Source organism: Streptomyces sp. 11-1-2, from assembly GCF_003595545.1.
Classification (GTDB): domain Bacteria; phylum Actinomycetota; class Actinomycetes; order Streptomycetales; family Streptomycetaceae; genus Streptomyces; species Streptomyces hygroscopicus_B.
On sequence record NZ_CP022545.1, the window covers coordinates 11,517,984 to 11,541,420 of the forward strand.

Here is a 23,437-nt window from a genome sequence, read left to right on the forward strand (position 1 = left end):
CAGCGCAACCGTGCCCTGGCCCGGGTGCGATGACCGGGCCATGGCACGGGACACGCGGGGCACTTACGACAAGAGCTGCCTCCTGGACACCAGACAGGCCGAGGCGGGGGAGCGGTTCACCGCGCTGTCGACGCTCTTCGACCCGTCGACGTTCCGGCACTTCGGGACGGTCGGGGCCGGCGAGGGGTGGCGGTGCTGGGAGGTCGGCGCGGGTGCGCCCACCGTGCCGACCTGGCCGGCCGAGCGGCCCGGCCCGACCGGGCACGTGGTGGCCACCGACATCGACACCTCCTGGACGCGGTAGGCGGCGGGCTTCGAGGTGCCGCGCCACGACGTGGCGGCCGAGGCGCCCCGGCCTAAGGGCCGTTCGACCTGATCCATGCCCGGCCCGTGCTGGTCCACGTCGCCGACCGGGACAAGGCCGTACGGTCGATGGTCAAGGCGCTGCCCCCGGCGGGTGGCTGGTCCTGGAGGACGCCGACCCGGCGCCGCTGCAGCCGCTGATCTGCCCCGACGAGTACGGGCCCGAGCAAGAGCCGGCCAACAGGCTGCGCCGCGGCTTCCGCGCGCTGCTGCGGCAGCGCGGGGCGGACCTGGAGTACGGGCGCAAGCTGCCGCGGCTGCTGCGCGGGGCCGGGCCGGCCGACGTCGAGGCCGACGCCTGCTTTCCCATCACCTCGCCCGCGTGCACCGTGCTGGAGGAGGCCACCGTCCACCAGGTCCGCGACAAGCTCGTCGCCGAGGGGCGGCCACGGACGAGGAGATCGACCGCCATCTGGCCAACATCGCGGCGGGCGGCCTCGACCTGGCCACCTCGCCGATGATCTCCGACTGGGGCCGCCGCCCGGGGGCCTGAGCGGCCTCCTCATCCCCACTCCGCCATGACGTCACCCCGAACCGAGAACCTCAGTAGCCGAAGAGTCATCGGCTACGCCGTCCGCGTCCGCTCGGACCGAGGCCCGCCTACCGTTGACCCGGCGCCAACCACCGGTGAACTCCGTACAACCAGCGCCGCCCTTCGACGGTCACACCAGATAACCCGCACCGTCGACCGAGTGGGAGCCTCCGTGCCACACAGCTGCCGCATCCTGACATACGCCATCGCAGCCGGCGCTGTGGCCACCGCCGGGTTCGTGTTCCCGTCCGGCGCCACCGCTGCCGAGCCCCGTACCGCCACGAGCGACTTCAACGGCGACGGCTACGCGGACCTCGCTGTCGGCGTCCCGGACGGGACCGTCGGCGGCCAGGCCAAGGCCGGGTACGTGAACGTCGTCTGGGGCGGCCCGAAAGGCGTCGGCGCCTACGGAAGCATCCGTGTCACCCAGGCCACTCCCGAGGTTCCCGGCACCCCGGAGGCGGGCGACCGCTTCGGCGCATCCGTGGCCCTGGTGGACCTCAACGGCGACGGCATCGCGGAATTGCTCGCCGGTGTCCCCGGCGAGGACGTCACCGACCGCGGTACGGACGCAGGCATGGTCATCGCCATAGGCGGCTCGACGGACGGGCCGGGACCGGGGGCGACGCTCCTGACCGGGCCGTCGCCGTCGGCCGCGTACGGCAAATCGGTCGCGGCAGCCGAGCTGACCGGCGACGACAACAAGGAGATCGTGATCGGCGGCACGGACAAGGTCGTCGCTCGTGTCATCCAGGGTGAAGACAGCATGATCACCACCGTCGTCGCCGCCCCCATGGGCGGCCGCGCCCCCGTCCTGACCACTGGTGACTTCGACAGCGACGGCACGGCGGACCTGGCCGTGGCGTACTGGACCGCGGCCAACCCCAACACGCAGTCTCACGTGCGCCTGTGGAAGTGGGACGCCGACCGGTCCGAGATGGCCAACTTCTGGAACACGGACAACGCCGGCGTGACCGCCCTGGCCGCCGGCGACTTCGACGGCGACGGCCACGACGACCTGGCCCTCGGCGAGTGCCGTGAGATCGCCGACGAGAACATCGACGACCCGTGCGGCCCCGAAGAAGCCGCCAAGGGCGGCGGCATCCACCTCCACTACGGAAGCCCCGCGAGCGGCTCGTTCGGCAGCCGCGCCCAGACTCTCAACCAGGACACGGCGGGTGTCCCGGGCGTGGCCGAGAACGGCGACCGCTTCGGCGCCGCCCTCGCCGTCGCCGACGTCAACCGCGACGGCCGCGACGACCTGATCGCGGGCGCTCCTGGTGAGGCCATCGGAAGCAGAGCGGGGGCGGGCGCCGCCTGGCTGCTCTCCGGCAGCGCTCAGGGCCTGCTCGACGCAGGCGGCGCTGCCACATCCGTCTCCTGGAACCAGGACACGCCCGGTGTCCCGGGCGTCGCCGAGGCGGGCGACACCTTCGGCGCGGCGGTCGCCTCGGGTGACTGCAACGCCGACGGTGTACCGGATGTCACGGTCGGATCCCCTGGCGAGAACGCCTCCCTGGGCGCCGCATGGCTCTTCCGCGGCGGCTCGGCCGGCGGCTCGGCGGCCCTCTCGCCTCGCACGCTCGGCCTCCCGTACCTGTCCACCGCTCAGAAGTACGGCAAACCGCTGAGCAGCCGCTGAGTGCGCCCTACGGTCGTTGTACCCACCCCCACAGCGTCGGCTCGCCCGCCGGGCGACGGGCCGACACCTCCCTGCCCGGAGCACTGGATGGACGCCTCGACAGCTGCCCAACGCAGAGGCGGTGGCAGACCGCGCTCCGCGGTCTGCCCGTGAGTTCCTTCGTTGAGGCCGACGTCAGCCGCACGAGGCCCCCTTCGTGATCGCTGCCGACCTTCTTCCCCAGCGCCCCGCCCCCAGCTCCACGTGATCGCGGCTGCGTTCCCATCACCGCCTCGGCCAGTGCGGTTGATCATGCAGCTTGCGATGAGCCGGCCCTGGCCGTTCGGAGACGGCGGGTCACCCGCGTCTTTGCCGTCGGCGAAGTGTCCGGGCCCGGAACTTCGGCCGGAACGCCCGCCTCGAGGCCCGAACCCTGGTGTTGTCTCCTGGCTCTCGCGCCAGTGCAACCAGGCGAGTGCGAGATGGCAGAGCGGGGCCTGGCGGCGCCGGCGGTGGAGTGGATCAGGATGCTCGCCGGCCACGCGCTGGAGGACCTTGAGGTGGCGGCATGGTGACCGACCCTTGCCCCGTCCTGTCATTGGTATGACAGGTCGGGTGCTGGGCGTGGCGCGACAGTCCAGGCGCGAGGTCGGGGCTCCTCCTCACGGCCGTGCCACGGGCTCCTCCTCACGGCGGTGCCACTCCGCTGTGGCCATCGGCGATGTCAGCGGCTCCGCAGATGCGCAGCATGGTGGCGAGGTGCATGCGGACCGCGTCCAGGTAGTCGACGATGTCGACACGCTCGTCCGGCATCGTGTTGTAGCGTCCGCCCGGACCGCAGACGACACCGGACATGCCGGCCGAGTGCATCAGATGTCCCGCGTCGCTGCCGTAGAAGCAGTAGGGCGCCAGCGGGCCGTTGGCCTGATCGGTTCCGCGTACCTCGTGGTGGGCGGCGGCGACGGCGCGGACCACCGCTGAGTCCAGGTCGGCGGCGAAGGGCGGGAAGTCGGGCTTTCCGGATTCCGGGCCGTGCCGCCCGACCTCGGCTCCGAGGCCGGGGAAGCGGGGGAGCAGCTCGGTCTCGATCAGGCTTCGGATGTCCCCCAGGACATCCTCCGGGTTCTGGCTGGGAGCGAACCGGTCGGCCCCCGACAGGCGTACGATGTCGGCCACTTGCGGGGGCCTGGTCTCATTGAACTCCCGGGACAGGGCGCCGCGGATCACACCGACGTTGGCCCGGTTCACCGAGCGGTGCTCGGCGTTCGCCGCGCCGCCCAACGTCATGGCGTTGATCCGGGGTATCAGTTCGCAGGCGGCCATGATGGCGTCCACCGCCTCCTCCCGCTTGGACAGGTGGCGGGTGGCACCGGTGAGTTCGACGCTGAAGTCCACCGAACCGGCGTGCAGGGTCAGGGCGTTGAGATCCGTCGGCTCGCAGTTGACGAAGTGGTCGGCCCTCAGTCCCTCGTCGATGAGCTTCAGCGTTCCGACGCCGCCTTGGAGCTCGCCCACGACGAAGGTCAGGACGACATCGCCGCGCAGCCGTGTCCCGTGGGCCAGGAGCGTCTCCACGGCGGCGAGGTATGAGGCACACCCCGCCTTCATGTTCGACACGCCCAGCCCGTACACGAAGCGGTCGTCGGTCACCCCGCCCCAGGGGTCGACGGTCCAGCCCTCCGTGAGCGGGTTGGTGTCCAGGTGTCCGTTGAACATCAGACTTTCCCCGCCGCCGGTCCCGCGCAGCCGTCCGACCGCGTTGAAGCGGCCGGGGGAGACCGGGATTGTCGCGCATGCGATCCACCAGGCGCCGGGCGAGTTCACCTTCCCCCGGTGTCTCGGTTCGGCTGTCGACTTGGATCATGTCCCGCAGCAGGTCGAGGGCGCCGTGCGGGTCGGGGTGGAGGGTGCTGCTCATGATGTGACGGGGTGTCCTTCGTTGCGGGAATGGTGGAACGGGGGGTGTGCCGACTGTCAGCGGAGCGGCTCCAGGCGGCGGCCGGCCCGGAGCCCGGTCGGCATGCCGGCCCGGACCGCTTCGCGGCCCGCGATCAGCACGGTGTGCACACCGGCCGGCGGCACGACCGGGGTGCGGTACGTGGCCAGGTCGGCGACCATGGCCGGGTCGAGGAGCACCAGGTCGGCGAAAGCTTCGGGGACGACGCGGCCGCGCCCGCCGAGGCCGAACGCGTCGGCGGCGCGGGAGGTCATGGCGGCCACCGCCTCGGGGAGCGTCAGCAGGCGCTCCTCCCGGACGTACCGGCCGAGGACCCGCGGGAAGGTGCCGTACGCCCGCGGATGCGGATGGCCGCCGAACCCGGGCGGAGCGGCGTCCGTGCCGATGGTGGTGTGCGGGTGGCGCAGCGCCGCGGCCACGTCCGACGGATCCATGCACTCCACGATCATGTTGGCGCGGTTGCGCTCGCCGGCCACTATGCGGACCAGCGCTTCGAAGGGATCGCAGCCCAGGCGGTCGGCGACCTCCGGCAGCGGCAGTCCGTCGTGGGTTCCCGAGGCCGTGCTGGCGACCGTGATCCCCTCGTACCCAACGGCGTCCACGTGGTTGTCCCAGTCGTCCTCGCCGCCCTCGACCGCGGCGCGGATCGCCGCCCGCCCGGCCGGGTCCGCCAGCCGGCCGAGGAGTCCTTCGGTGCCGCCCTCGTGGGCCCAGGGCGGCAGGGCGGCGGAGAGCATGGTGGAGGACGCGATGTACGGATACACGTCCTGGCCCACGCGGAGGCCGCCGTCACGCGCCGCGTCCAGCCGCTCCAGGACGGCGGGCAGCCGTCCCCAGCGCCGTGGGCCCGACGCCTTGATGTGCGAGATCTGCACTCGGCAGCCCACCGTGCGGCCAACCGTCAGTGCCTCCTCCACCGTGGTGTCGAGTCCGGCGCCCTCGCTGCGCAGATGCGTGGCGTACACGTCGTCCTCGCCGAGTTCGGCGGACACTTCCAGGAGGTGTCCGGTGTCCGCGGCGGCACCCGGTGCGTAGGCCAGTCCCGTGGACATTCCGAAACAGCCCGCCGCCAGTGCCTCGCGCAGCATCCGGCGCATGATGGCGGGATCGCCGTCGGCGGCGGTCCACAGGGTGCCGTGTCCCACGAGGGGGACATGGTTGGTGCCGTGGCCGCCCGCCTCGGCGGCCGCGAACAGCCCCTCGTGGTCGCGCCAGGAGGGCGACAGCGGTGTCCACACCTGCTCGGCGAACCCGGCGAAGGTGTGCGGGTCGCCGACCGGGGCGAGCGAGAAGCCGCAGTTGCCGACCACCTCCGTGGTCACCCCTTGGACGAGCTTGGACGGGTCGACGGTGGGGTGCAGGGGAGCGTTGTCGCTGTGAGAGTGGACGTCCACGAACCCCGGCGTGAGGACCTGCCCCGGGCCGGCCCGCAGCACCCGCCGCCCGGCCGGCTCGACGCTGCCGGGCGGTTCGACGGCCTCGATCCGCTCGCCACGTACCAGCACGTCGGCGGCGAAGGGCGGCGCGCCGGTGCCGTCCACGACCGAGGCCCCGGCCACAAGCAGTTCGTTCACGCCGTGGTCACCGCCCCGGAGTCGGCGGTCTCCGCCGCTGCATTTCGGCCGTGCCGCCGAGCGGCTGGCCATGACCCAGCCACCGGTGAGTCGGCAGGTGCGGGCGCTGGAGAAGGTCGTCGGCGTCCCCCTGTTCGACCGCACCTCGCGCCACGTCGCGCTCACCCCCGCGGGCGAGGTGCTGCACGCCGAGGCGGCCCGGACCCTGACGCCCTGGGGCCGCGCGGTCCAGGAGGCCGCCCTTGTGGCCCGCGGGCTTCGCCGCGCCCTAGTGCTCGGCTGCGTCGAGGCGGTCGCCCTCGAACTGCTCCCCTCGGTCGTCAACGAGATCCGCCGCACCCATCCGCAGGACGAATGGGAACTGCGGGAGGGGGACACCTCCGACTTGCTGGCGGGGCTGCACGCCCGCGAGCTGGACTGCGCCGTGGTGCGGGGACCGGTCGCCGCCGACGCAGAAGTCCTGGTACGGCCGTTGTTCGACGACCCGCTGGTCATGGCGTTGCCGTCCGCGCATCCGCACGGTCGATCGCCCATCGAGTGGTCCGCCCTCGCCGAGGAGGATTTCGTGGTGTACCGGAGGGACGTCAGGCAAGGTCTGCTTCCGGTGCTCCTCGATGGCTGCGCACGGGCCGGTTTCACCCCGCGCATCCGGTACCAGGCCACCGCGACCGAACTGCTCCTCGGCCTGGTGGCGGCCGGTGACGGGGTGGCTCTGGTCTCCTCGGCGGTGGCCCGCTCCCCGCGGGCCGGTGTGCGGTTCGTTCCGCTCGCGGGTGGCGGTGCCACCTCCCCGCTGTTGTTCGTGTGGCGCCGGGGCGCCGCGGTGGGGGCCGTGAAACGGATCGGCGGCATGCTGTGGCGGGCCGCGGCGGAACGTCGCACGGCACCGCGCGATCCCGCGGTGCCGTGACCGTCGTGGCCGACGCGGAGGCCGGTTCTGGCCCAACTTCCGTGCACTGGTTACATGCTGTAACCAGTGGTTCCTCGTGGAGTCGACGGCCTTGCTCGCAGGACGTTCAGAGGATCTTGGTCATGAAGGTACTGTTCGGGTCAGGCTGGTAGTCCGCGAACGGTTCGCAGTGGCGGAAGCCGAACTTCTCGTAGAGTCTCCTGGCTGGCATGAAGAACTCCGTCGAGCCGGTCTCCAGGCTTAGACGCGTAAAGCCCATACCTTTGGCTTCGCGCAGGATGTGCGCCAGCAGCTGGGAGGCGATCCCGCTTCTCTGCCGGGCCGGCCTGGTCCGCATCGACTTCAGTTCCGCGTGGCTCGCATCCAGTCTCTTGATCGCACCACAGCCCACCAAGCTGTCGCTGTCCACAGCTGACCAAAACGTGATGTCGGGCTTCCGAAGACTGTCAAGGTCGAGGGCGTGCTTGCTCTCCAAGGGCGTGAGGGACCGCATTTGCTGGATGTGTTCGGCGAGGAACCCGACGATCTCCGGCCCGGAGAGGTCATCTGCCACGATCTCCAATGCGCCATCCTCTCTCCGAGCCCCCGGACACCCCGAGTGCCGCCTGTACTGTCGGAGCCGCTTTCTGAGTGGCCTGGACCGAGACTGTGACGACCTTGAGAGGTGCGGCCACATGTTCGGGTGCCCGGGATCACGTCGGGAGCAGGACGCGTTTGCGGAGGAGGTGGAAGTGGGACGTCGGGTTTCGACATCCACCAGGACAGTGCCGTAGTAGCCGCCTTTCCCGGTGGCGTGCTCGCCGACGCCGACCACCCGCGGCGCGGGCACCTCCGGCTCAGGCAGTGCGTTGACCAGGCGCAAGACCGTGCTCCGGCTCACAGACACGCCGAGGTCGGCAGCCAGCCGGGCGCAGGCCCGGCCAGCCAGGGCAAGGCCGACTGCGGTCAGGGTCGAACGCAGTCGCTCGGTGCGCTGGCCATACCTGCGAGTCAGGCCAGCTATCTGCTCCACGAAGGTCCGGCGCGGACACCTGGTGTTCCGGCACCAGAACCGCCGAACACGCAGCTGGAGTATGACGCTTCGTCCGGCGCTCGGTACGTCGGCGGGAAACCGCAGGTAGGAGCTGTGAATTCGTGTCGACCAGGCCCCGCCCCCCGGGCAGGCAGCGTCGGCCGCGGCGCATTGCGCCTCAACGCGCACTATCTGGTAATGCACGTCCGCCGGCAGCACCGCGACGTCCGCGATCGACGGGAACAACAGCTCCTTCAGCCGGAGCACAGCCTCTTCCACAGCCGGACTGTCAGCCCTACCGCCCCGACCACGGCCTGTTTTCGGGCGGCCTCACCCTGCACCTGGAACACCGCGCCGCGTGATCGGCCACCGGCCTGTTCTGAGCGCGGACATCCTCGTGGTGAGCGCCTGGCCTCGGCAAGTCCGCGCTGTCGGTGGCGGCTGTGAGAGACGGGGGACGAACGGCCGTATCCACCTCCCCCTCGTGCGGCCTGAGTCCGATGCCGCCCGCTCAGCGACGAGCTGCTCCTAGCCTGCTGTGATGCGGATCCTGATCGTGCGCGCTTGCGGGCGAAGCGTGAACTCGGGTTGCACGTCCGGTCCACAGGCCCGTGAGCCGAGCCCGTGCTGGGCCGCGTCGATGATCAGGTGACTTGTCGTCGTTTCGGGAAGCTCAAAAGCATGACGGGCTTGCGCGATCTGTTGGGGCGTGTGGCGGCTCAGGGTGTAGCCGGGGCGGCGCCCGTGCAGGTCCGGGAGTGCCTCCAGGTGCAGCACCTTGGTTTCGCCGCTCGCCAGCGTCAGTCGGCGCAGTTGGGAGCGATGCCCGCTCTCCTGGGGACGCGCGTAGTCGACCGTGAGGTCTTGGATGGTGGAGGAGAACCGGGACGTGCGTGCCGCGCGCAGACTGTCGGGGTAGGACTCGAGCGGGCCCAGACCGAACCACTCGGCGCCGTCGATGGCGGCGTCGCCGTCGGGTAGGTCGAAGCAAATCCCGATCCGAGGCCACACGGCCCGCCAGTTACTGGACGGTTCGATCTCCACGCGCAGTTCCAGTTCATCGTCTTCCAGGGACCAGATGGACTCGACCGTCACCGACGTGGCGGAGTTCGCCGCGGAGACCTTGTCGACGGTGCGCAGGGCGTCCGCGGCGTGCGACACCGACAGGCGACGGCTGGTCAGCCGGTGGAGCCCCTCGCGCCGCCACAGTTCGGCATTGGCCACCCCGGGAGTGCCGGCGTCGCTCCCCTCGACTCCGTCAGAGGGGCTTTCGTCGTTGTCGGTCGGCGCGCGGAACAGCTCCAGCCGCGGGCCCGTCACTGCGCGGCCGGCGAGCCTGGCCAGGGATCCGCTGATGAACTCGGCGATGCCGAGCGTCAGCGTTCCGTCGCCCGGATGCCAGTCTTTCCGCGTCCGGACAGCGGGGGCAGGGCGGCGTACCGAGCAATCCAGTTGGGCAGTCGCGATCACGTGCCCTTCGGGCGCCCAAGCGGTTGCGGCTGCCAGCACTGCGTCGATCGTGAGCCATGTCTCGGCGTCGGGCGACACTTCGATGTGCGGCAGCTGAACCCGTCCTGACCCGCCCGCAGTGGCGACGGGGACCTCCAACTCACCGAAAGCCACCGGGGTACCGTCGTGTTCCACGCGCCAACGGAAGCGCAGGTCGGACGTGTCGGCCGAGTGCCGCAGATTTGAGATCGCGACTTTGTCCGCGTCGAAGGTGAAGCGGACCGGCTGGACGACTGCCTTGTACTCGTGGAGGCTGGGGGTGGGGACGTCGTTGCTCAATAGCATGCCGTCCATGACGAAATTCCCATCGTGCACGACCTCCGCGAAGTCACCGCCGTAAGCGTAGTACGGCGTTCCATCCGGGGTGGTGGCCAGGATGCCGTGATCGCGCCACTCCCATACGAAGCCGCCGTGCAGCCGCGGATACCTGTGCACGAGCGCTTCGTACTGGTCGAAGGCTCCCGGCCCGTTGCCCATGGCGTGTGCGTACTCGCACAGCAAAAATGGCTTGGTGCGCTGGCGGGCGCTCTGGGCCGGAGTGCAGTTGAGCAGCGCCGAGCGGGCGCCCGGGGTGCCGATCTCCTCGGTCTCCGCCACCGATGCATACATGCGCGAGTAGATGTCGGTGTAGTCGCCGGTGTGGTCACCCTCGTAGTGCACGGGGCGTTCGGCGTCGCGGGCGTGGACCCACGCCGACATCGCCGCGAGATTGCTGCCCGTCCCTGCCTCGTTGCCGAGCGACCAGATCACGATGCTGGGATGGTTCTTGTCGCGTTCGACGGTGCGTTGGATGCGGTCCAGATAGGCTTCGCGCCATGCGGGGTCGTCGCTCGGATTGCCGGCCCAGCCGACTTTGTCGAAGCCATGCGTCTCCAGATCGCATTCGAGGATGACCCAGAATCCGAGTTCGTCGGCGAGGTCGAGCAGCCGCGGATGCGGTGGGTAGTGGCTGGTGCGTATGGCGTTCACGTTGAACCGCTTCATGCGGGCCAGGTCTTCGCGGGCGTGTTCCTCGTCGAAGACACGGCCGCGCTCGGGATGAGCCTCATGGCGATTCACCCCGTGGAACACGACGCGGTGGCCGTTGACCAAGAACTGATCCCCGCGGATCTCGACCGTGCGGAAGCCGACCCGCAGTGCGATGCGCTCCGCGGCCGAAAACACCGTGGCGTCATACAGGCGGGGCTGCTCGGCCGACCACGGCTCCACGCCCGCGATGTCGAGGAGTTTCACGTCGGCTGCCGTGCTCCACACCTGCTCGATGCCGAGTTCAGGGATGCGCAGGGTGAGGGGGAATGCCGCCGGTCCGGCGATGACTTCCGGGTCCAGACGCCCCCGCCCGTTGTCAAAGCCGGTCCGCAGCCAGACGTCCTCGATGCCCCCGACCGGCCGGGCCAGGAGGGTGACGTCACGGAAAATGCCCGGCAGCCACCACTGGTCCTGGTCCTCGACGTAACTGGCCGCCGACCACTGGTGCACACGCACCGCCACGACGTTGTCGCCTGGGTGGAGTGCACAGGTCACGTCGAACTCGTGGGCAAGCCGGCTGCCGCTGGCGCTGCCGATCTCTACACCGTTCACCCACACCTTGAACAGCGATTCGACCCCGTCGAACCGCAGCACGACACGGTCTCCCTCCGACCAGCCCGAAGGCAGATGGAAGTGGCGGCGGTAGTCGCCGGTGGGGTTCTCATCCGGAACATGGGGAGGGTCGATCGGAAACGGGAACTGGATGTTCGTGTAGATCGGCCGGCCGTAGGCTCCGCCACCCTGGAGCACCCAGTGCGAGGGCACCGGGATGCTGTCCCAACTGCGGTCATCGAAGCCCTCGGCCGCGAAGTCCTGCGCCGCCGATGCCGTAGGTGACAGACGAAAACGCCAGGGCCCGTTCAGCGAGAGGGAAGGGGCGTCGGAGTGCAGCCACGAGCGTGCCGGGCGCAGCGCGCCACGCCCAGGTGTGGTGTCCGAAACAAACGCGGAAGGCTCGGAAGTCAAGAGGTCACAACTTTCATGAGAGCGGGGGAATCAGGCGCGGACTGGCAGCCCTCGGCCTCATCACTGTCAGCTCGATTCCTGCCTGCGGATGTCGTTGGTCACCTGAGCACGACGGTTCGGATTTCCCACGGCCCGAGGACGAGCTCGAACCCGCCGCGCACAGGCACCGGCTGAGAGACCGGCCGGCCCAGCAGGTCCACCGTGGTGACCTCGGTGAACGCACCGGTCATGCCGACGGTCGACGCGGTGTCGCTCATCGCGGCCAATCGCACCTCGGTTCCGGTACTGCGCGCGCTGTCGGTGACGCGGCGGATGCTTGAGACGTGCACGTTGCGGCCATCGACCCGTATGCCGCTGGTGCCGGGCGGTAGCGGGTCTGTGCTGGGCGCGGTCCCGCGGGCGATGAGTGCGTCGTTGCGGAACTCCTCGGCCAGAGCGACCGCGTTCGCCCCCTGCCAGCCGGCTGCTGAGGGCACGATGGCGAAACGGTTCTCGATGCGCATGCCGAGATCCTGCGCGCCCGGTGCGGCGATTTCGCTTGCCGCGGGCTCGTCACGGAGGGGATGGATGTTGACGCTGATCGAACCGATGGCGCGCAGCAGGGTGATGGCGAGTGCGCAGCCGCCGTCGACGAGTTCGTATTCGCCGGCGTGGTCGAGCAGGACGGTGGCGGGGCCGGCCGATACGAAGGAACTCGCCGGAAACGTCGGGATCGGGAACTCGCCCCAGCCGCCCTCGGCGGTGAGCCCACGCCCGGTGACGGCGAACTGTCCAGCAGACGCGGACGTGTCCACCGGCTGGGGCAGAGGAACGTGCAGGCGCAGCCGGTGGTCGGCGCTCTGGTTCAGGAACGAGGTGGACAGGCGGACGAACGGCTCGCCCGCGCGTACCTCCACCAGCATGTCCACCGGCGTTTGGACGGTGTGGCCGCTGCGCAGATCCCGGTCGCGGGAGAGCGCGGCGGGCCAGTCGTAGACGCGGGTGACCAGCATCCTGGAACGCAGCGGTCCGCTCTCCAGGAGTTGGACGGTGGTCTTCGTCGGCTCCGACACGAGCACATCCCGAGCCGGGGGAGCGTAGTTGTAGCTGTCGCCACGGTCACCACCGTCGACGAGGCGGCCGACCCCAGCCAGGACAGTGCCGTCCGCACCGGTCACATCCAGGGTGCCGTCGTCGGCGACCGCGACCTTGACCAGCCCGTTGGCCAGAGTGTCGGCCCTGGCCGTCGCAGGAGCCAGGGGTGTCGCTGGGACGGCGGACCGGTCGCCGGCCGTGACCCGGAAACTGGCCAGCCCGCCGGCGGGAACGTGGACGGGCACCAGCGCGGTGGCCCGGGCTTCCGTCAGCGTCCGCACCCGCCACTCACCCGGATGCGCGGCCGCGGAGGCGGCGACCTCGCGGCGCAGGATCAGCAGGTCGAACGGCCCGGCGGGCGCCTCGGCGAGGTGGAAGACGAGTGAGCCGGGGGCGATTTCGTAGTGGTCGATCAGACGGCCGAACAGCTCGCGGCGGTGAATGCGGCGCAGCACTCGTTCGAGCCGCGACGCATCCAGACGTTCGTCGCTGAGGACGGTTGGGGCCTGGGAGAGCAACTGTACGGGATGCGCCGATCCGCCGGCCGTGGTCGAGACCAGCGTGGAATCTTCCGGCGGGACCATGACATCCACCTCGACCAGAGCCGTTCGCTCCCAGGGCAGGGGATTGGCCACCAGGAAGCCGTCGACCGGCACCCGGGCGGCGGGCTCGGCGAGGGCCGCGTCCCGAACGGCACGAGCCGCCTGCGCGGCTTCGGCGAGCCGTGCCGCGACCTGGTCGCAGGTCTCGTCGGTGCCGGATCCGACCACCGAATCATGCGCCGTCGACTCGATGACCTTGTGCCACGCGAGAGAGAGGAACGGCGAGTCGTCGCGCCGGGACCACAGTGCGTTCATCCGCTCGGCGTGGTCGATGGTGCGCTCGGCCACGGCCATCCGCTGCTTGAGCCCGAGCCGCACCGACAACACACCCGGAAGGATGTTGCCGCGCACATGGCTGCGCAACTCACCGGTGACGACCGCGGACACCTCGTCACGCACGTGCTTGCGGATGTACTCCTCGAGCGTCGCGACGGTGATGGCACGCTCCGGGCTGGATGCGTGCCGCAGCCACGCCGCCAGTTGCGGGTCGGGCGCGTTGTGGTCGGTTCCGGCCATGGCCAGCACCGGATCTCCACCCCATCGTTCGGCGGTCATCTGGGCGTACTCGCCCAGCGCGCGGCGAATCCTGTCGGGCACCAGCAGGACGTCGAGACCGTTGTCGTAGCCGTCGAAGAGGAACTCGGTGCGCACTTCGGAGCCGTCGGGCGCGCGCCAGCGAAAGGCGTGACCCGCGACGGAACCGGGGACACCGCGCCACAGCGCCGCATGTTCGATCCCGGCACGCGCCAGGATCTGCGGCATCTGCGCGATGTGGCCGAACATGTCCGGGAGATAGCCGATGGACATCGCGCCGCCCAGCTTTTCCGCAGCTGCCCAGCCCATCTGCAGGTTGCGCACGATGGTTTCGCCGGAGCAGAGGAATTCGTCGAGGAGGATGAGCCACGGGCCGATCGCGAGCCGGCCTTCGCTGACCAGAGCGATGATGCGCTCACGGTTTTCCGGCCGCATCTCCAGGTAGTCCTCGATCGCGGCCATCTGCCCGTCAACGGTGAACCGGAAGTCCGGGTCGGCTTCGGCTGTTTCCAGCACTGTGTCGAGGGCGGCGACCAGCCGGTGCCGGAAGACCTGGAACGGCTCATACCATTCCCGGTCCCAGTGGAAATGAGGCACGAAGACGGCGGAGTTGCGCATGGCGAGAGGGACCTTCTGACCTTCTGTGCTGGCGGGCGTGGGGGAGCGTGGAGCGGGGCGGGCGGTCATTTGAGGGAGCCGGCGGCGAGCCCGGTGCGCCAGAACCGCTGGAGAAGGATGAACACGATGATCACGGGCACGATCGATACCAGCGATCCAGTGATCACCGACTGCTGTAGCAGCGGGGCCCGGGCGGTCTGGCCGTTCCACTGGTACAGGCCGAGCGTGATCGGGAACAGCGACTCCTTCTGCAGCATCACCATCGGCAGGAAGAAGTTGTTCCAGATTGCCACGAACTGGAACAGGAAGATGGTGACCAAGGCCGGTGTCATCAGTCTGAATGCCACCGAGAAGAACGTCCGGAACTCGCTCGCACCGTCCAGGCGCGCCGACTCGATCAGCTCCTGCGGGACGGCGGCGTTCGCGAAGATGCGCGCGAGATAGACACCGAACGGGCTGACGATGCTCGGCAGGAACACCGCGAGGTAGGTGTTGACGATGCCGGTCGCCGAGAACAGCAGGAACAGCGGCAGGGCGAGTGCGGTGGTAGGCACGAGGACGCCGCCGAGGACGACGGAGAACAGCAACTCGCGGCCGCGGAAGGGAAACTTGGCCAGTGCGTAGCCGCACAGCGCGGAGATCAGCGTTCCAACGGCCGCACCCAGCACCGCGTAGATGACGGTGTTGACGGCCCAGCGGCCGAAGATGCCGTCGCTGCGGGTGAACAGGATGCGGACGTTGTCGATCAGGTTGAAGTTGGAGAAGACCAGCCCGTTGGTGGAGGCGAGGTCGCCCTGCGGCTTCGTCGCCGCGACGATGAGGAAGTAGACCGGCAGCATGAAGTAGACGGCCAGCAGGCACATCAGGGCCGTCACGGCCGTCCGGCTGACGCGGCTTTCACGGGACACGGATGGGTCGGTCACAGCCCGGCCTTCTTCGAGGTCAGTCGCATGAACCCGAAGCTCAAGACGAAAGTGATGACGGCGATGACCACGGAGATCGCCGCGGCCTGCTGGTAGTTGTTCCCGGAGGCCACCGCGTACGCGAGCATGTTCGGGGTGAAGGTGCTCGAGATGTTCGAGGAGATCTGCCGCAGCACGGCCGGTTCGGCGTAGAGCTGAAGGGTGCCGATGATCGAGAACACCGTGGTCAGGACGATCGCCGGGGCGATGATGGGAACCTTGATACGCCAGGCGATCGTCCACTGGCCCGCACCGTCGAGCTTCGCGGCCTCGTAGAGCTCCTGCGGGATCGCTTGCAGCGCCGCGTACATGATCAGCATGTTGTAGCCGGTCCACAGCCAGGTGGAGACGTTCGCCGCTGACCACAGCACGGCCCCCGGGCCGAGGAAGTCGGGCTGCCAGCCGATGCCCTCGAGCAGGTCGACGACCGGGCTGAGCTGCGGGGAGTACAGGTACGACCACATGATGGCAGCGATGACACCCGGCACGGCGTACGGCATGAACGCGGTGATGCGGAAGAACGCCTTGAGCCGCAGCAGGGGAGTGTCGAGCAGCAAGGCCATGATCAGCGCGATGAACAGCATCACGGGCACCTGCACGATGCCGAACAGTCCGATGCGGCCGATGCTGGCCCAGAACTCGGTGTTCTGGAACACCTGCGCATACTGCTCGAATCCGCCGAAGGCCGTGTACGAGGTCCCGTACTGGCCGCCGGTGCGGCGCACCACGCGCAAGCTCTGCCAGAGCGCGTAGCCGACGGGTGCCACGTAGAACAGCAGGAAGGGGAGGAAGAAGGGGGTCAGGAACGCGGCGACGGTGCCCACCCGGGGGCGGCCGCCGTTGCGTCGGCGGCGGCCCCCGGGCGACGATATCACGTGGGGCACGCGGGTTGAGATGTCGGTCATGTCGCAGTCACTTGCCCGCCGTGGCCGGGATCGCCTGGTCCTTCATCGACTTCAGCGCGGCGGCCTGGGAGGTGGAGAGGGCGTCGGTGAGCGTGCCGTCTCCAGCCGCCGCCTTGGCCATCGCGTCCTGTAGCGCCAGGTTCGCGGTCTTCTGCGTGGGACCCCAGGCGAAACTGGTGTTGATTTTCTTGGACGAGTCCGCGAAGACGTCGAAGATCTTCTCGTTGTTGTAGTAGGCGACACCTTGCGCCAACGCAGGAAGGCGCAGCCCGGCGTTGGCCGCCGGATAGAGGCCGCCCAGCTTGTTCTCCAACGCGAGGGCCTTGGGGTCGGTGTTGAGCCAGGTGTTGAACTTGACTGACTCGTACAGATGGCTGTTGCCCTTCATGAAGGCCACCGTCGATCCGCCCCAGTCACCGGACGCGCCGTCCGCGCCCCACGTCGGCATGGGGACGATCGTCCATTTGCCGGCCTGCTGGGGCAGATTGTCGCGGAACATGCTGTAGCCCCAGGAAGCGCCGACGTAGCTGGCGACCTGGTCCTTCTGGTACGCGGCGTACATCTGCGTCGACCCGTTGGCCAGATCGGTGCGCACGAGCTTGTCGGATATCAGCTTCTGCCAGTACTCCGCGACCTGCTTGCTCTGGTCCGACTCGACGGTGACGTGCCACTTGTCGCCGGAGTAGCTGTACATCTCGGCGCCGTTCTGCCAGAGCAGACCGTTGAACCACTCGGCATTGTTCGGGTCGAAGAACGTGATGCTGACGTTCGGGTTCGCCTTGTGCAGCTTCTGTGCGGCCGCCGCGTACTCGTCCCAGGTCTTGGGGATCGGGAGGTCGTACTTCTTGAAGATGTCGCTGCGTACATAGAGCGCCATCGGACCGGTGTCCTGCGGGAAGGCGAACACGCCGGTGCCGCCGAAGCTGGTCTGCGACCACGTCCACGGAACGAACTGCGACTTGGCCGCGGCGGCTGTCGAGCAGGCGGAGGCGTCCACGAAGGCGTTCTGGGTACGCAGGCTGGGAAGCTGGTCGTAGCCGACCTGTGCCAGGTCCGGAGCCTTCCCCGCCTTGAGGGCGTTGCCAAGGGTGCCGTACTGGTCGTTGGAGATGTTCTTGGTCTGAACCTGGATGTCCGGGTTGTTCTTGTTCCACAGGGCGACGACCTTGTCCATGCCCGGAACGGTGTTCCAGTACTGAAGGGTTACCTTCCCCTTCGCAGGCGTACAGGAGCCTGCGGATGCCGTATCCGAGTCAGCGGGTGACGAACACCCGGCGAGTAGCGCGAGACTGAGGGCGGCGGCGGCCGCGAGGCCGGTGCGCGTGACTGTGGTGCTCATATTTTCCGTTCCAGAGAACGACTAGCTGCGGGTGCTAGGCGGGGTCGACGTTGACACCTCAGGCGAATGCCATCTGGTTGGAACAATGGGACCGTGAGCGGTAACGTGAGCGCTCACGGGAGCGCTCACGGTGATGATGTTCTGAAGTGATTGGGAGTGTGCGCTTCGGCACAGCCGAGTGTCAAGGCTCCTGAATCACACACCGGGCCCTGGCTGCGGAGGCAAGTCGATGCAACAACTCGAAACCCCAGGAGGAGAGGTGGCGCATGTGCCGGCCGCCTGGTTCACCGCCGAGATCGTCAAGCGCCCACCCAGAGGGTCGCACCGCGGCTTCAGCCCCGGCATACTCGGTGCGCCTGCGACGTGGCCGCGTCGACCACTACGCGGAGGTAAATGATGGCGTCGTCGGAAACCGGCTCTCGCAGGGTGACGATCGATGACGTGGCGCGGATCGCCGGTGTGTCCCGGCAAACCGTGTCACGGGCGCTCAACGACAAGGGCGAGATCGGTGTTTCCACCAAGCAGCGCGTTCTTGACGCCGCCCTCGAGCTCGGATACCGGCCGAGCCGGTTCGCCAGGGGGCTCGTCCGGCAGGACGCGATCAGCGTCGGGCTCGTGATCCCCGATCTCCTCAATCCATTCTTCACCGAGGTAGCCGCCGCTTCGCTGGACGCGGCACGGGCGCGTGGCTGGCATGTTGTCGTGTACGACACCGGTGACCGCATTCAGGAGGAGCGGGGCATGCTCGAGGTGATCGCCTCCCAAGTGGACGCCGTAGTGGGGTACCTGAGCCAGCCGGAGGGCGAGATCGACAAGCTGATGCGAGGGCTCCCCGTGGTGCTCATCGACCGGGAGCACCGCACCGAGCGGTTCAGTTCGATCCGGATCGACGGTGAGGGGGGCGTTCACGCCGCGATCCGGCATCTGGTCGACTCGGGCCATCAGCACATCGGAATGCTCGATCATGCGGGCCGGTCCGAGCCGAGCATCCGCCACGACTGGTTCGTCAGCGCGATGTCCGCCTGCGGACTGGATGCCGGATCGGTCAGTCGGGCAGATCAGAGCGTTGATGGCGGGGAGAGCGCACTGAAGGAACTTCTCGCCCGTCACCCCGATATAACCGCCGTGTTCACGTTCAATGACGTCATCGCCATCGGAGCACTGCGCGCCGCCCGTCGACTAGGACGGCGGGTTCCTCGCGACCTCGCTGTGATCGGCTTCGACGGCCTCCGGCTCGGAGCGCTCGTCGAGCCGCCGCTGTCCACCGTTGCTCTGGACACGCGGGGACTCGGCGCGCTCGCCGTGGAACAGACCGCCCGGCTGCTGGCCACAAGCAGTCCGCTCAGCCGGGATGAACTGGTGGTCAGGGCAGAACTCCAGCTGCGTGAATCCGCATAGCAGGTGCCGCACCACCGGTGGGTGGCGTACTGCCTCTGTTCCTACAGGCCGTCGGTTCTGTTGTAGCGCCGTATTCGAATCAGCGAGCGCGGTCCCCAGGACGGGCGGCGACAATGATCGCGCCGAGTTCTATGTCGTAGGCAGCAGATTTTCAGAATCGGTGCTCTACTTCGATTGAGCACCTGTTTGCCACGTCCCGACCCTGAGGGGGTGTTCTTCGTCCCTGCTACGACCGGTAGGACAGAGCCGACGAATCAGCTTCCTGATGGCAGGCGCGTTTTGTCTCGGTCATGTTCCTCACTGGCCTCTGCTGCGCTGTAGGAGAACTTGTATCCGGTGAAGTCGGCGATGTGGACGTATCCGATGTGCTGGTAGAGGGCGTTGCTGGTGGGGTTGGCCGGGTCGGTGAACAGGACGACGTCCGTCGCGCCCGCGGCCAGCGCGGCATGGCTCACCTCGACCGTCACGGCGCCCGCGTAGCCGCGGCCGCGGAGGTGAGCTGGGGTGTAGACGGGGTCCACCCGGATCATGCCGCCGACGATCGAGGTCGCGGCCGCCATGGAGGCGGGAATGCCGTCCGGGGTCTCCCAGAGCGTGAAGTGTCGCGCTGCGTCGGGCCGCGCTCAGCACGCCCTGTATGCCGACTGCGCCAGCGCAGGTGTCTGAGCTTGGCGACGGCCTGGGGAGAAAGGGTCCCGTACGCGTCCCTCTCCTGTTAGCGACGTGCGCCAGTTTTCCGGACGGTGTATGCCGACGCTGGTTCTTCTCGAGTCAGGTGGAGCTGTTCACGTGACGGACCAGCCACGTGAGCATGGCGTCGAGGTCGTGGGCGGCCGCGAGGACCTTGCCGACAGCCTCAGGAGTGTGGAGCCAGTCGTCGCAGCCGAGGGGATAGGCCGCGATCAGTGAGCGGTGGCGCAGCAGGTCCGTGCGGGAGTGGTCGGACGGATAACCCCGTGGGGGGCGCTTCATCACGTCCCCGGAGATGTCGTAGCCCTTCGTCCTCAAGCCCTCGACGATGGCCGAGAGTTCGTGGCCGCTTCCCTCGGCGGCGACGGCCTTGCGGAACATGGTGACCTGGCCAGGGGCGGGATACCACCAAGCGCCTTGAATCCGCAGGCCGTCCAGGTCGAACCGCAGGCCGATCTCGATCTTGTGGCCGAGCCGGATCACCGCGCCCTGATGCTGCCACCACCAGGAGTTGGTGCGGTAGTGCCAGACAGAGAAGTCCTCGTACCGGGGATTGACGTCAGCCACATCATTGAGCAGCGCGATCATCGGCTGCCGGACGAGACGTTCGCGATCCGCGCGGTACTGCTCGCGCACCACGCGTGTTGGCTCGCCCTGCAGGTGCAGCAACACGTCCATGGCTCGTTCCGGCCAGCCGGTGAACCGTCCGCTCATGCGGGCACCATAACCCACCAACGATCCGACAAGGATGTAGAGCGACGGGCAAGGAGGAGCAACTCCACATGTGTGAGAGGTGTTGCGGTGGATCAGCGGTAGCGCAGGGCAGGAGAAGGCGCCCACCAGCCCTACGCGTGCCGATCCCTCACAAGCCCCCCATCGAGGCTGGGGGGCGTCTCGAGCCCTGTGAGGTCGTCCTACAGCTCTCAGGAGGAAGACGCCGCGTTGCGCTCAGCCGCACCAGCGGCCGCGTCCGGGGCGGTAGCCGAGTACAAGACGGACCTCTGCTGCTTGGTGCGGTGAGCTTCGCCCTTGGCGACGAGCGCCTCGAGAGTGCTGCGCACGACCGTGGCCTTGATCTCGCGGTCCGGGAGCGTCTGGGTGAGGGCGGCGGTGACTTCGGCTGCGGAGCGCGGTTCACCGTGCTGGGTGAGGTCACCGTGGATGAGGTCCCGGAGGGTGGGCGCACCCGCTGCTCGGACCCGCTTGGTGCGGTTCCCGCCCGACTCCGCCCCCTTCCGCTTGCCGCTGGCTGTGTCGGTCTTCTTCGTCGGCTTGCGCGTCGCCGACCGCTCCGCGGACTTCCGCGCAGCGGATGCACCATTCTCAGAGCTGCTGACGCCGGTGTTCTCCGGAACGTCACCGGCGGCTTCGTCGCCAAGGCTCTGCCGCATGCCGAGCAGCAGCGTCCGGTTGTTTTCCAGTACCAACAGCTGCTGCTGTAGTGCCGTGATCTCGGAGCTGACACGTTCGTGGTCGGCGGAGTTGAGTTCGAGGTCGGTATTGATCTGTCCCGCGTATTGGGACTTCAGATTGGTGTTGTCGGCAGAGGTGTCCATCACAAGCTCCCTCGTCTGGGGCGTTTTCATGTTGGTGGTGGATGGTACCTCTGCTCGACGGCTACGCGGCCCCTGGCTTCAGCGGGCAGATGTGTAGGTGATCCGGGTGTCGCGGCAGCCAGCCGCGAGATCGGAGAGCGCGGTCACTTCGCCCGGGTCCGCTGACAGCCCCCAGCGGGACTTCACCACGGTTCACTCCTCGACGTACCGGCAGAGTGCTCCCGGATCGGAGGGAAGCCACTGGCTGGGGTCCTGATCGGCTTTGGAACGGTTCTCCCGAGCACTCACCGCGGCCAGAGACCGCATGTCGCCCACATCGTTGGCGTAGTCCCGGCGCTCCTGCGCCGACCAGTTGGAGGCACCGACTGGTGGGGAGCGTCATTCGGAACGTGCTGTATTGCGGCCAGCTGGACGTGCCAGGGCGCTTGAGGCTGTAACCTGCTGTGGTCAGGGGTCCCGGTCTTTCACCGTCCCGTGCGCATGTAGGCGCGCAGTGCGAGCGGAACGAACACCGCCAGCAGCGCGGCCGACCAGAGCAGGACTGCGGTCACTGGATGGGTGAGCGGCCAGGCCGTGTGTCCGGACGTCGACATCCCGGGGTTGCCGAACAGGTTCCGGGCGGCGGCGGTGAGCGCGCTCACCGGGTTCCAGTCGGCCAGGAACCGCAGCCACTGCGGCATGCCGTCGGTTGGAACGAACGCGTTGGACATCATCGTGATCGGCAGGAACAGCGGCACCAACTGGGCGACGGTCTGTTCGTTCTTCGCCAGCAGGCCCACATAGGCGCCCGCCCAGCTCAGTGCGTACCGCAGCAGCATCATCAGCAGGAACGCCTCGACAGCGGGGATGAGGCCGCGGTGCGGCTGCCAGCCCACCAGCAGGCCCGTCCCCACCATGGCGGCGAGCAGCGGCAGGCCGATCAGGGAGTCGGCGCCGGTGTGCCCGAACGGCACCGCCAACCGTGCCATCGGCATGGACCGGAAACGGTCCATCACGCCGCGAGAGGTGTCCGCGGCCATCCGCCCCATGACCCCCTGCATCGCGGTGAAGGTCACCATCGCGAACAGTCCGGGCATGAGGTACTCGCGGTAGTCGCCGCCGCCCGGCACGGCGATCGCGCTGCCGAAGACGTACCCGAACAGCACCACCATGATGACCGGGAAGATCAGCGCGGCGATGATCTGCCCGGGCTCCTGCCGTAATCGTCCCAACTCGCGGCCGACCAGGGTCAGCCCGTCGGCAAACGTCCAGCGCAGGCGGCCAAGGGGCGAGGAGATGGCGGTCATCAGACGTGCTCCTTTTGATCGGTGAGGCGCAGGAACACCTCGTCGAGGGTGGGGCGGCGCAGCCGCACGTCGGCAGCGGTGACCCCGGCGCGGTCGAGCTCGCGCACGATGTCAGCGAGCCGGAAACCACTACCGGGCAGGGCAACGCTCAGCTGGTCGGCGCCCTCCACCGTGGGATCGGTCCCGGCCAGGGCATTCAGTATGGTCGCCGCCGGACGCAGCCCGGCGGGGTCTTCGACGGTGACATCGAGGCGGTCTCCGATCGTGGACTTCAGCTCGTCGGGCGTGCCCGTGGCGATCACCTGCCCGTGGTCGATGACGGCGATGTCGTCGGCCAGACGGTCAGCCTCGTCCAGATACTGCGAGGTGAGCAGCACCGTGGTGCCGTCCGCCACCAGCTCGCGCACGCTGTCCCAGATCTCGCCGCGACTGCGCGGGTCCAGACCGGTGGTCGGCTCATCCAGGAAGAGCACCTCGGGGCGCTGGATGAGGCAGGTGATCAGGTCGAGGCGCCGCCGCATCCCGCCGGAGTAGCCGACGACCGGACGATCAGCGGCGTCCCTCAGGCCGAAGCGCTCCAGCAGCTCGTCGGCCCGCCGGTGCGCCTCGCGCCGGGACAGGTGGTACAGGCGCCCGAACATGCGCAGATTGCCACGGCCCGTGAGCTTCTCGTCCACGGCTGCGTACTGGCCTGCGAGCCCGATCCTGGCCCGCACCTTGCCGGCCTCACCGACGACGTCGTATCCGGCGATGCGGGCGTGCCCGGCATCGGGGTCGCACAAGGTCGCCAGAATACGCACCACGGTCGTCTTACCCGCGCCGTTCGGCCCCAGCACGCCGCAGACCGTCCCTCGCGGCACGCTCAGGTCGAGGCCCCGCAGCGCATGGGTGTCGCCGAAGGTCTTGTGTAACCCCTCGGCGATCACGATCGGATTTCCCATTACCCCTCCTCGATTGCGTACCTTGTACGCGGCCTCGGTGAGGCTATGCCTTCGAGTAC

Annotated in this window: 15 protein-coding genes and 3 pseudogenes; 4 read left to right on the top strand and 14 right to left on the bottom strand. The window is 68.7% G+C overall.

Going from position 1 to position 23,437, the window contains the following annotated elements:
- The first annotated feature begins 40 nt into the window (after positions 1–40).
- Both CGL27_RS49035 and CGL27_RS49040 read left to right on the top strand, forming a co-directional pair.
- Positions 41–856, top strand: a pseudogene (locus CGL27_RS49035) (methyltransferase domain-containing protein).
- A gap of 211 nt (positions 857–1,067) precedes the next feature.
- Entirely contained in the window at positions 1,068–2,537 is a 1,470-nt protein-coding gene (locus CGL27_RS49040) for an FG-GAP-like repeat-containing protein (RefSeq protein WP_240450915.1), read from the top strand.
- 666 nt (positions 2,538–3,203) lie between these two features.
- Here CGL27_RS49040 and CGL27_RS49050 read toward each other — a convergent pair.
- Both CGL27_RS49050 and CGL27_RS49055 read right to left on the bottom strand, forming a co-directional pair.
- Positions 3,204–4,232, bottom strand: a complete 1,029-nt coding sequence (locus tag CGL27_RS49050; protein WP_205587882.1) for a M20/M25/M40 family metallo-hydrolase — start codon at positions 4,230–4,232, stop codon at positions 3,204–3,206.
- A 258-nt stretch (positions 4,233–4,490) separates the two neighbouring features.
- On the bottom strand, positions 4,491–6,047 hold the full coding sequence (locus tag CGL27_RS49055; RefSeq protein ID WP_205587883.1) for an amidohydrolase family protein: 1,557 nt from the start codon (positions 6,045–6,047) through the stop codon (positions 4,491–4,493).
- On the opposite strand from CGL27_RS49055, the gene CGL27_RS49060 reads away from it, so the two are divergent.
- Positions 6,004–6,957 carry a LysR family transcriptional regulator gene (locus CGL27_RS49060; protein WP_276147918.1) on the top strand — a complete coding sequence of 318 codons (954 nt, stop codon included), beginning with the start codon at positions 6,004–6,006 and terminating at the stop codon, positions 6,955–6,957. The genes CGL27_RS49055 and CGL27_RS49060 overlap by 44 nt on opposite strands.
- A 106-nt stretch (positions 6,958–7,063) precedes the next feature.
- On the opposite strand, the gene CGL27_RS49065 is transcribed toward CGL27_RS49060, so the two are convergent.
- From CGL27_RS49065 to CGL27_RS49095, 7 genes and pseudogenes are all read right to left on the bottom strand, one after another.
- Positions 7,064–7,519 (bottom strand): GNAT family N-acetyltransferase, encoded by a 456-nt coding sequence (locus tag CGL27_RS49065; RefSeq protein ID WP_119994917.1) that lies wholly within the window; start codon positions 7,517–7,519, stop codon positions 7,064–7,066.
- 486 nt (positions 7,520–8,005) lie between these two features.
- A pseudogene (locus CGL27_RS53735) lies at positions 8,006–8,248 on the bottom strand (ISL3 family transposase); the annotation flags it as partial.
- 249 nt (positions 8,249–8,497) lie between these two features.
- Positions 8,498–11,473 (bottom strand): glycoside hydrolase family 2 TIM barrel-domain containing protein, encoded by a 2,976-nt coding sequence (locus tag CGL27_RS49075; protein WP_119994129.1) that lies wholly within the window; start codon positions 11,471–11,473, stop codon positions 8,498–8,500.
- A gap of 98 nt (positions 11,474–11,571) precedes the next feature.
- Positions 11,572–14,301: an alpha-mannosidase gene (locus CGL27_RS49080; protein WP_119994130.1), complete on the bottom strand. Its 2,730-nt coding sequence runs from the start codon at positions 14,299–14,301 to the stop codon at positions 11,572–11,574.
- Positions 14,302–14,366: 65 nt separating this feature from the next.
- On the bottom strand, positions 14,367–15,224 hold the full coding sequence (locus tag CGL27_RS49085; protein ID WP_119994131.1) for a carbohydrate ABC transporter permease: 858 nt from the start codon (positions 15,222–15,224) through the stop codon (positions 14,367–14,369).
- Positions 15,221–16,168, bottom strand: a complete 948-nt coding sequence (locus tag CGL27_RS49090; protein WP_119994132.1) for a sugar ABC transporter permease — start codon at positions 16,166–16,168, stop codon at positions 15,221–15,223. Before CGL27_RS49090 ends, CGL27_RS49085 begins: the two co-directional genes overlap by 4 nt.
- 7 nt (positions 16,169–16,175) lie before the next feature.
- A complete protein-coding gene (locus CGL27_RS49095; RefSeq protein WP_240450916.1) occupies positions 16,176–17,342 on the bottom strand; it encodes an extracellular solute-binding protein in 1,167 nt (388 codons plus the stop codon).
- Positions 17,343–17,900: 558 nt separating this feature from the next.
- Between CGL27_RS49095 and CGL27_RS49100 the strand changes: the two genes are divergently transcribed.
- A complete protein-coding gene (locus tag CGL27_RS49100; protein WP_162953248.1) occupies positions 17,901–18,905 on the top strand; it encodes a LacI family DNA-binding transcriptional regulator in 1,005 nt (334 codons plus the stop codon).
- A gap of 254 nt (positions 18,906–19,159) precedes the next feature.
- Here CGL27_RS49100 and CGL27_RS49105 read toward each other — a convergent pair.
- The 5 genes and pseudogenes from CGL27_RS49105 to CGL27_RS49125 form a co-directional block, all read right to left on the bottom strand.
- A pseudogene (locus CGL27_RS49105) lies at positions 19,160–19,510 on the bottom strand (GNAT family N-acetyltransferase); the annotation flags it as partial.
- A 166-nt stretch (positions 19,511–19,676) separates the two neighbouring features.
- On the bottom strand, positions 19,677–20,309 hold the full coding sequence (locus tag CGL27_RS49110; protein WP_240450917.1) for a DUF2461 family protein: 633 nt from the start codon (positions 20,307–20,309) through the stop codon (positions 19,677–19,679).
- Between the two features lie 209 nt (positions 20,310–20,518).
- Positions 20,519–21,151, bottom strand: coding sequence for a hypothetical protein (locus CGL27_RS49115; protein ID WP_240450918.1), 633 nt, complete (start codon positions 21,149–21,151; stop codon positions 20,519–20,521).
- Positions 21,152–21,615: 464 nt separating this feature from the next.
- Complete coding sequence (locus CGL27_RS49120) at positions 21,616–22,437, bottom strand: ABC transporter permease (protein ID WP_119994136.1); 822 nt, start codon at positions 22,435–22,437, stop codon at positions 21,616–21,618.
- The gene (locus tag CGL27_RS49125) at positions 22,437–23,378 is read right to left on the bottom strand and encodes an ATP-binding cassette domain-containing protein (RefSeq protein WP_119994137.1); all 942 of its coding nucleotides are present in this window, start codon (positions 23,376–23,378) and stop codon (positions 22,437–22,439) included. The genes CGL27_RS49120 and CGL27_RS49125 overlap by 1 nt, the downstream gene beginning before the upstream one ends.
- Positions 23,379–23,437 lie beyond the last annotated feature (59 nt).

Excerpts from the sequence above, each read along its gene's own strand:
- CGL27_RS49050 (WP_205587882.1), bottom strand. The coding sequence starts at position 4,232 with ATGTTCAACGGACACCTGGACACCAACCCGCTCACGGAGGGCTGGACC.
- CGL27_RS49080 (WP_119994130.1), bottom strand. The coding sequence starts at position 14,301 with ATGCGCAACTCCGCCGTCTTCGTGCCTCATTTCCACTGGGACCGGGAA.
- CGL27_RS49090 (WP_119994132.1), bottom strand. The coding sequence starts at position 16,168 with ATGACCGACATCTCAACCCGCGTGCCCCACGTGATATCGTCGCCCGGG.
- CGL27_RS49095 (WP_240450916.1), bottom strand. The coding sequence starts at position 17,342 with ATGGACAAGGTCGTCGCCCTGTGGAACAAGAACAACCCGGACATCCAG.
- CGL27_RS49100 (WP_162953248.1), top strand. The coding sequence starts at position 17,901 with ATGATGGCGTCGTCGGAAACCGGCTCTCGCAGGGTGACGATCGATGAC.
- CGL27_RS49110 (WP_240450917.1), bottom strand. The coding sequence starts at position 20,309 with ATGAGCGGACGGTTCACCGGCTGGCCGGAACGAGCCATGGACGTGTTG.
- CGL27_RS49115 (WP_240450918.1), bottom strand. The coding sequence starts at position 21,151 with ATGGACACCTCTGCCGACAACACCAATCTGAAGTCCCAATACGCGGGA.
- CGL27_RS49120 (WP_119994136.1), bottom strand. The coding sequence starts at position 22,437 with ATGACCGCCATCTCCTCGCCCCTTGGCCGCCTGCGCTGGACGTTTGCC.
- CGL27_RS49125 (WP_119994137.1), bottom strand. The coding sequence starts at position 23,378 with ATGGGAAATCCGATCGTGATCGCCGAGGGGTTACACAAGACCTTCGGC.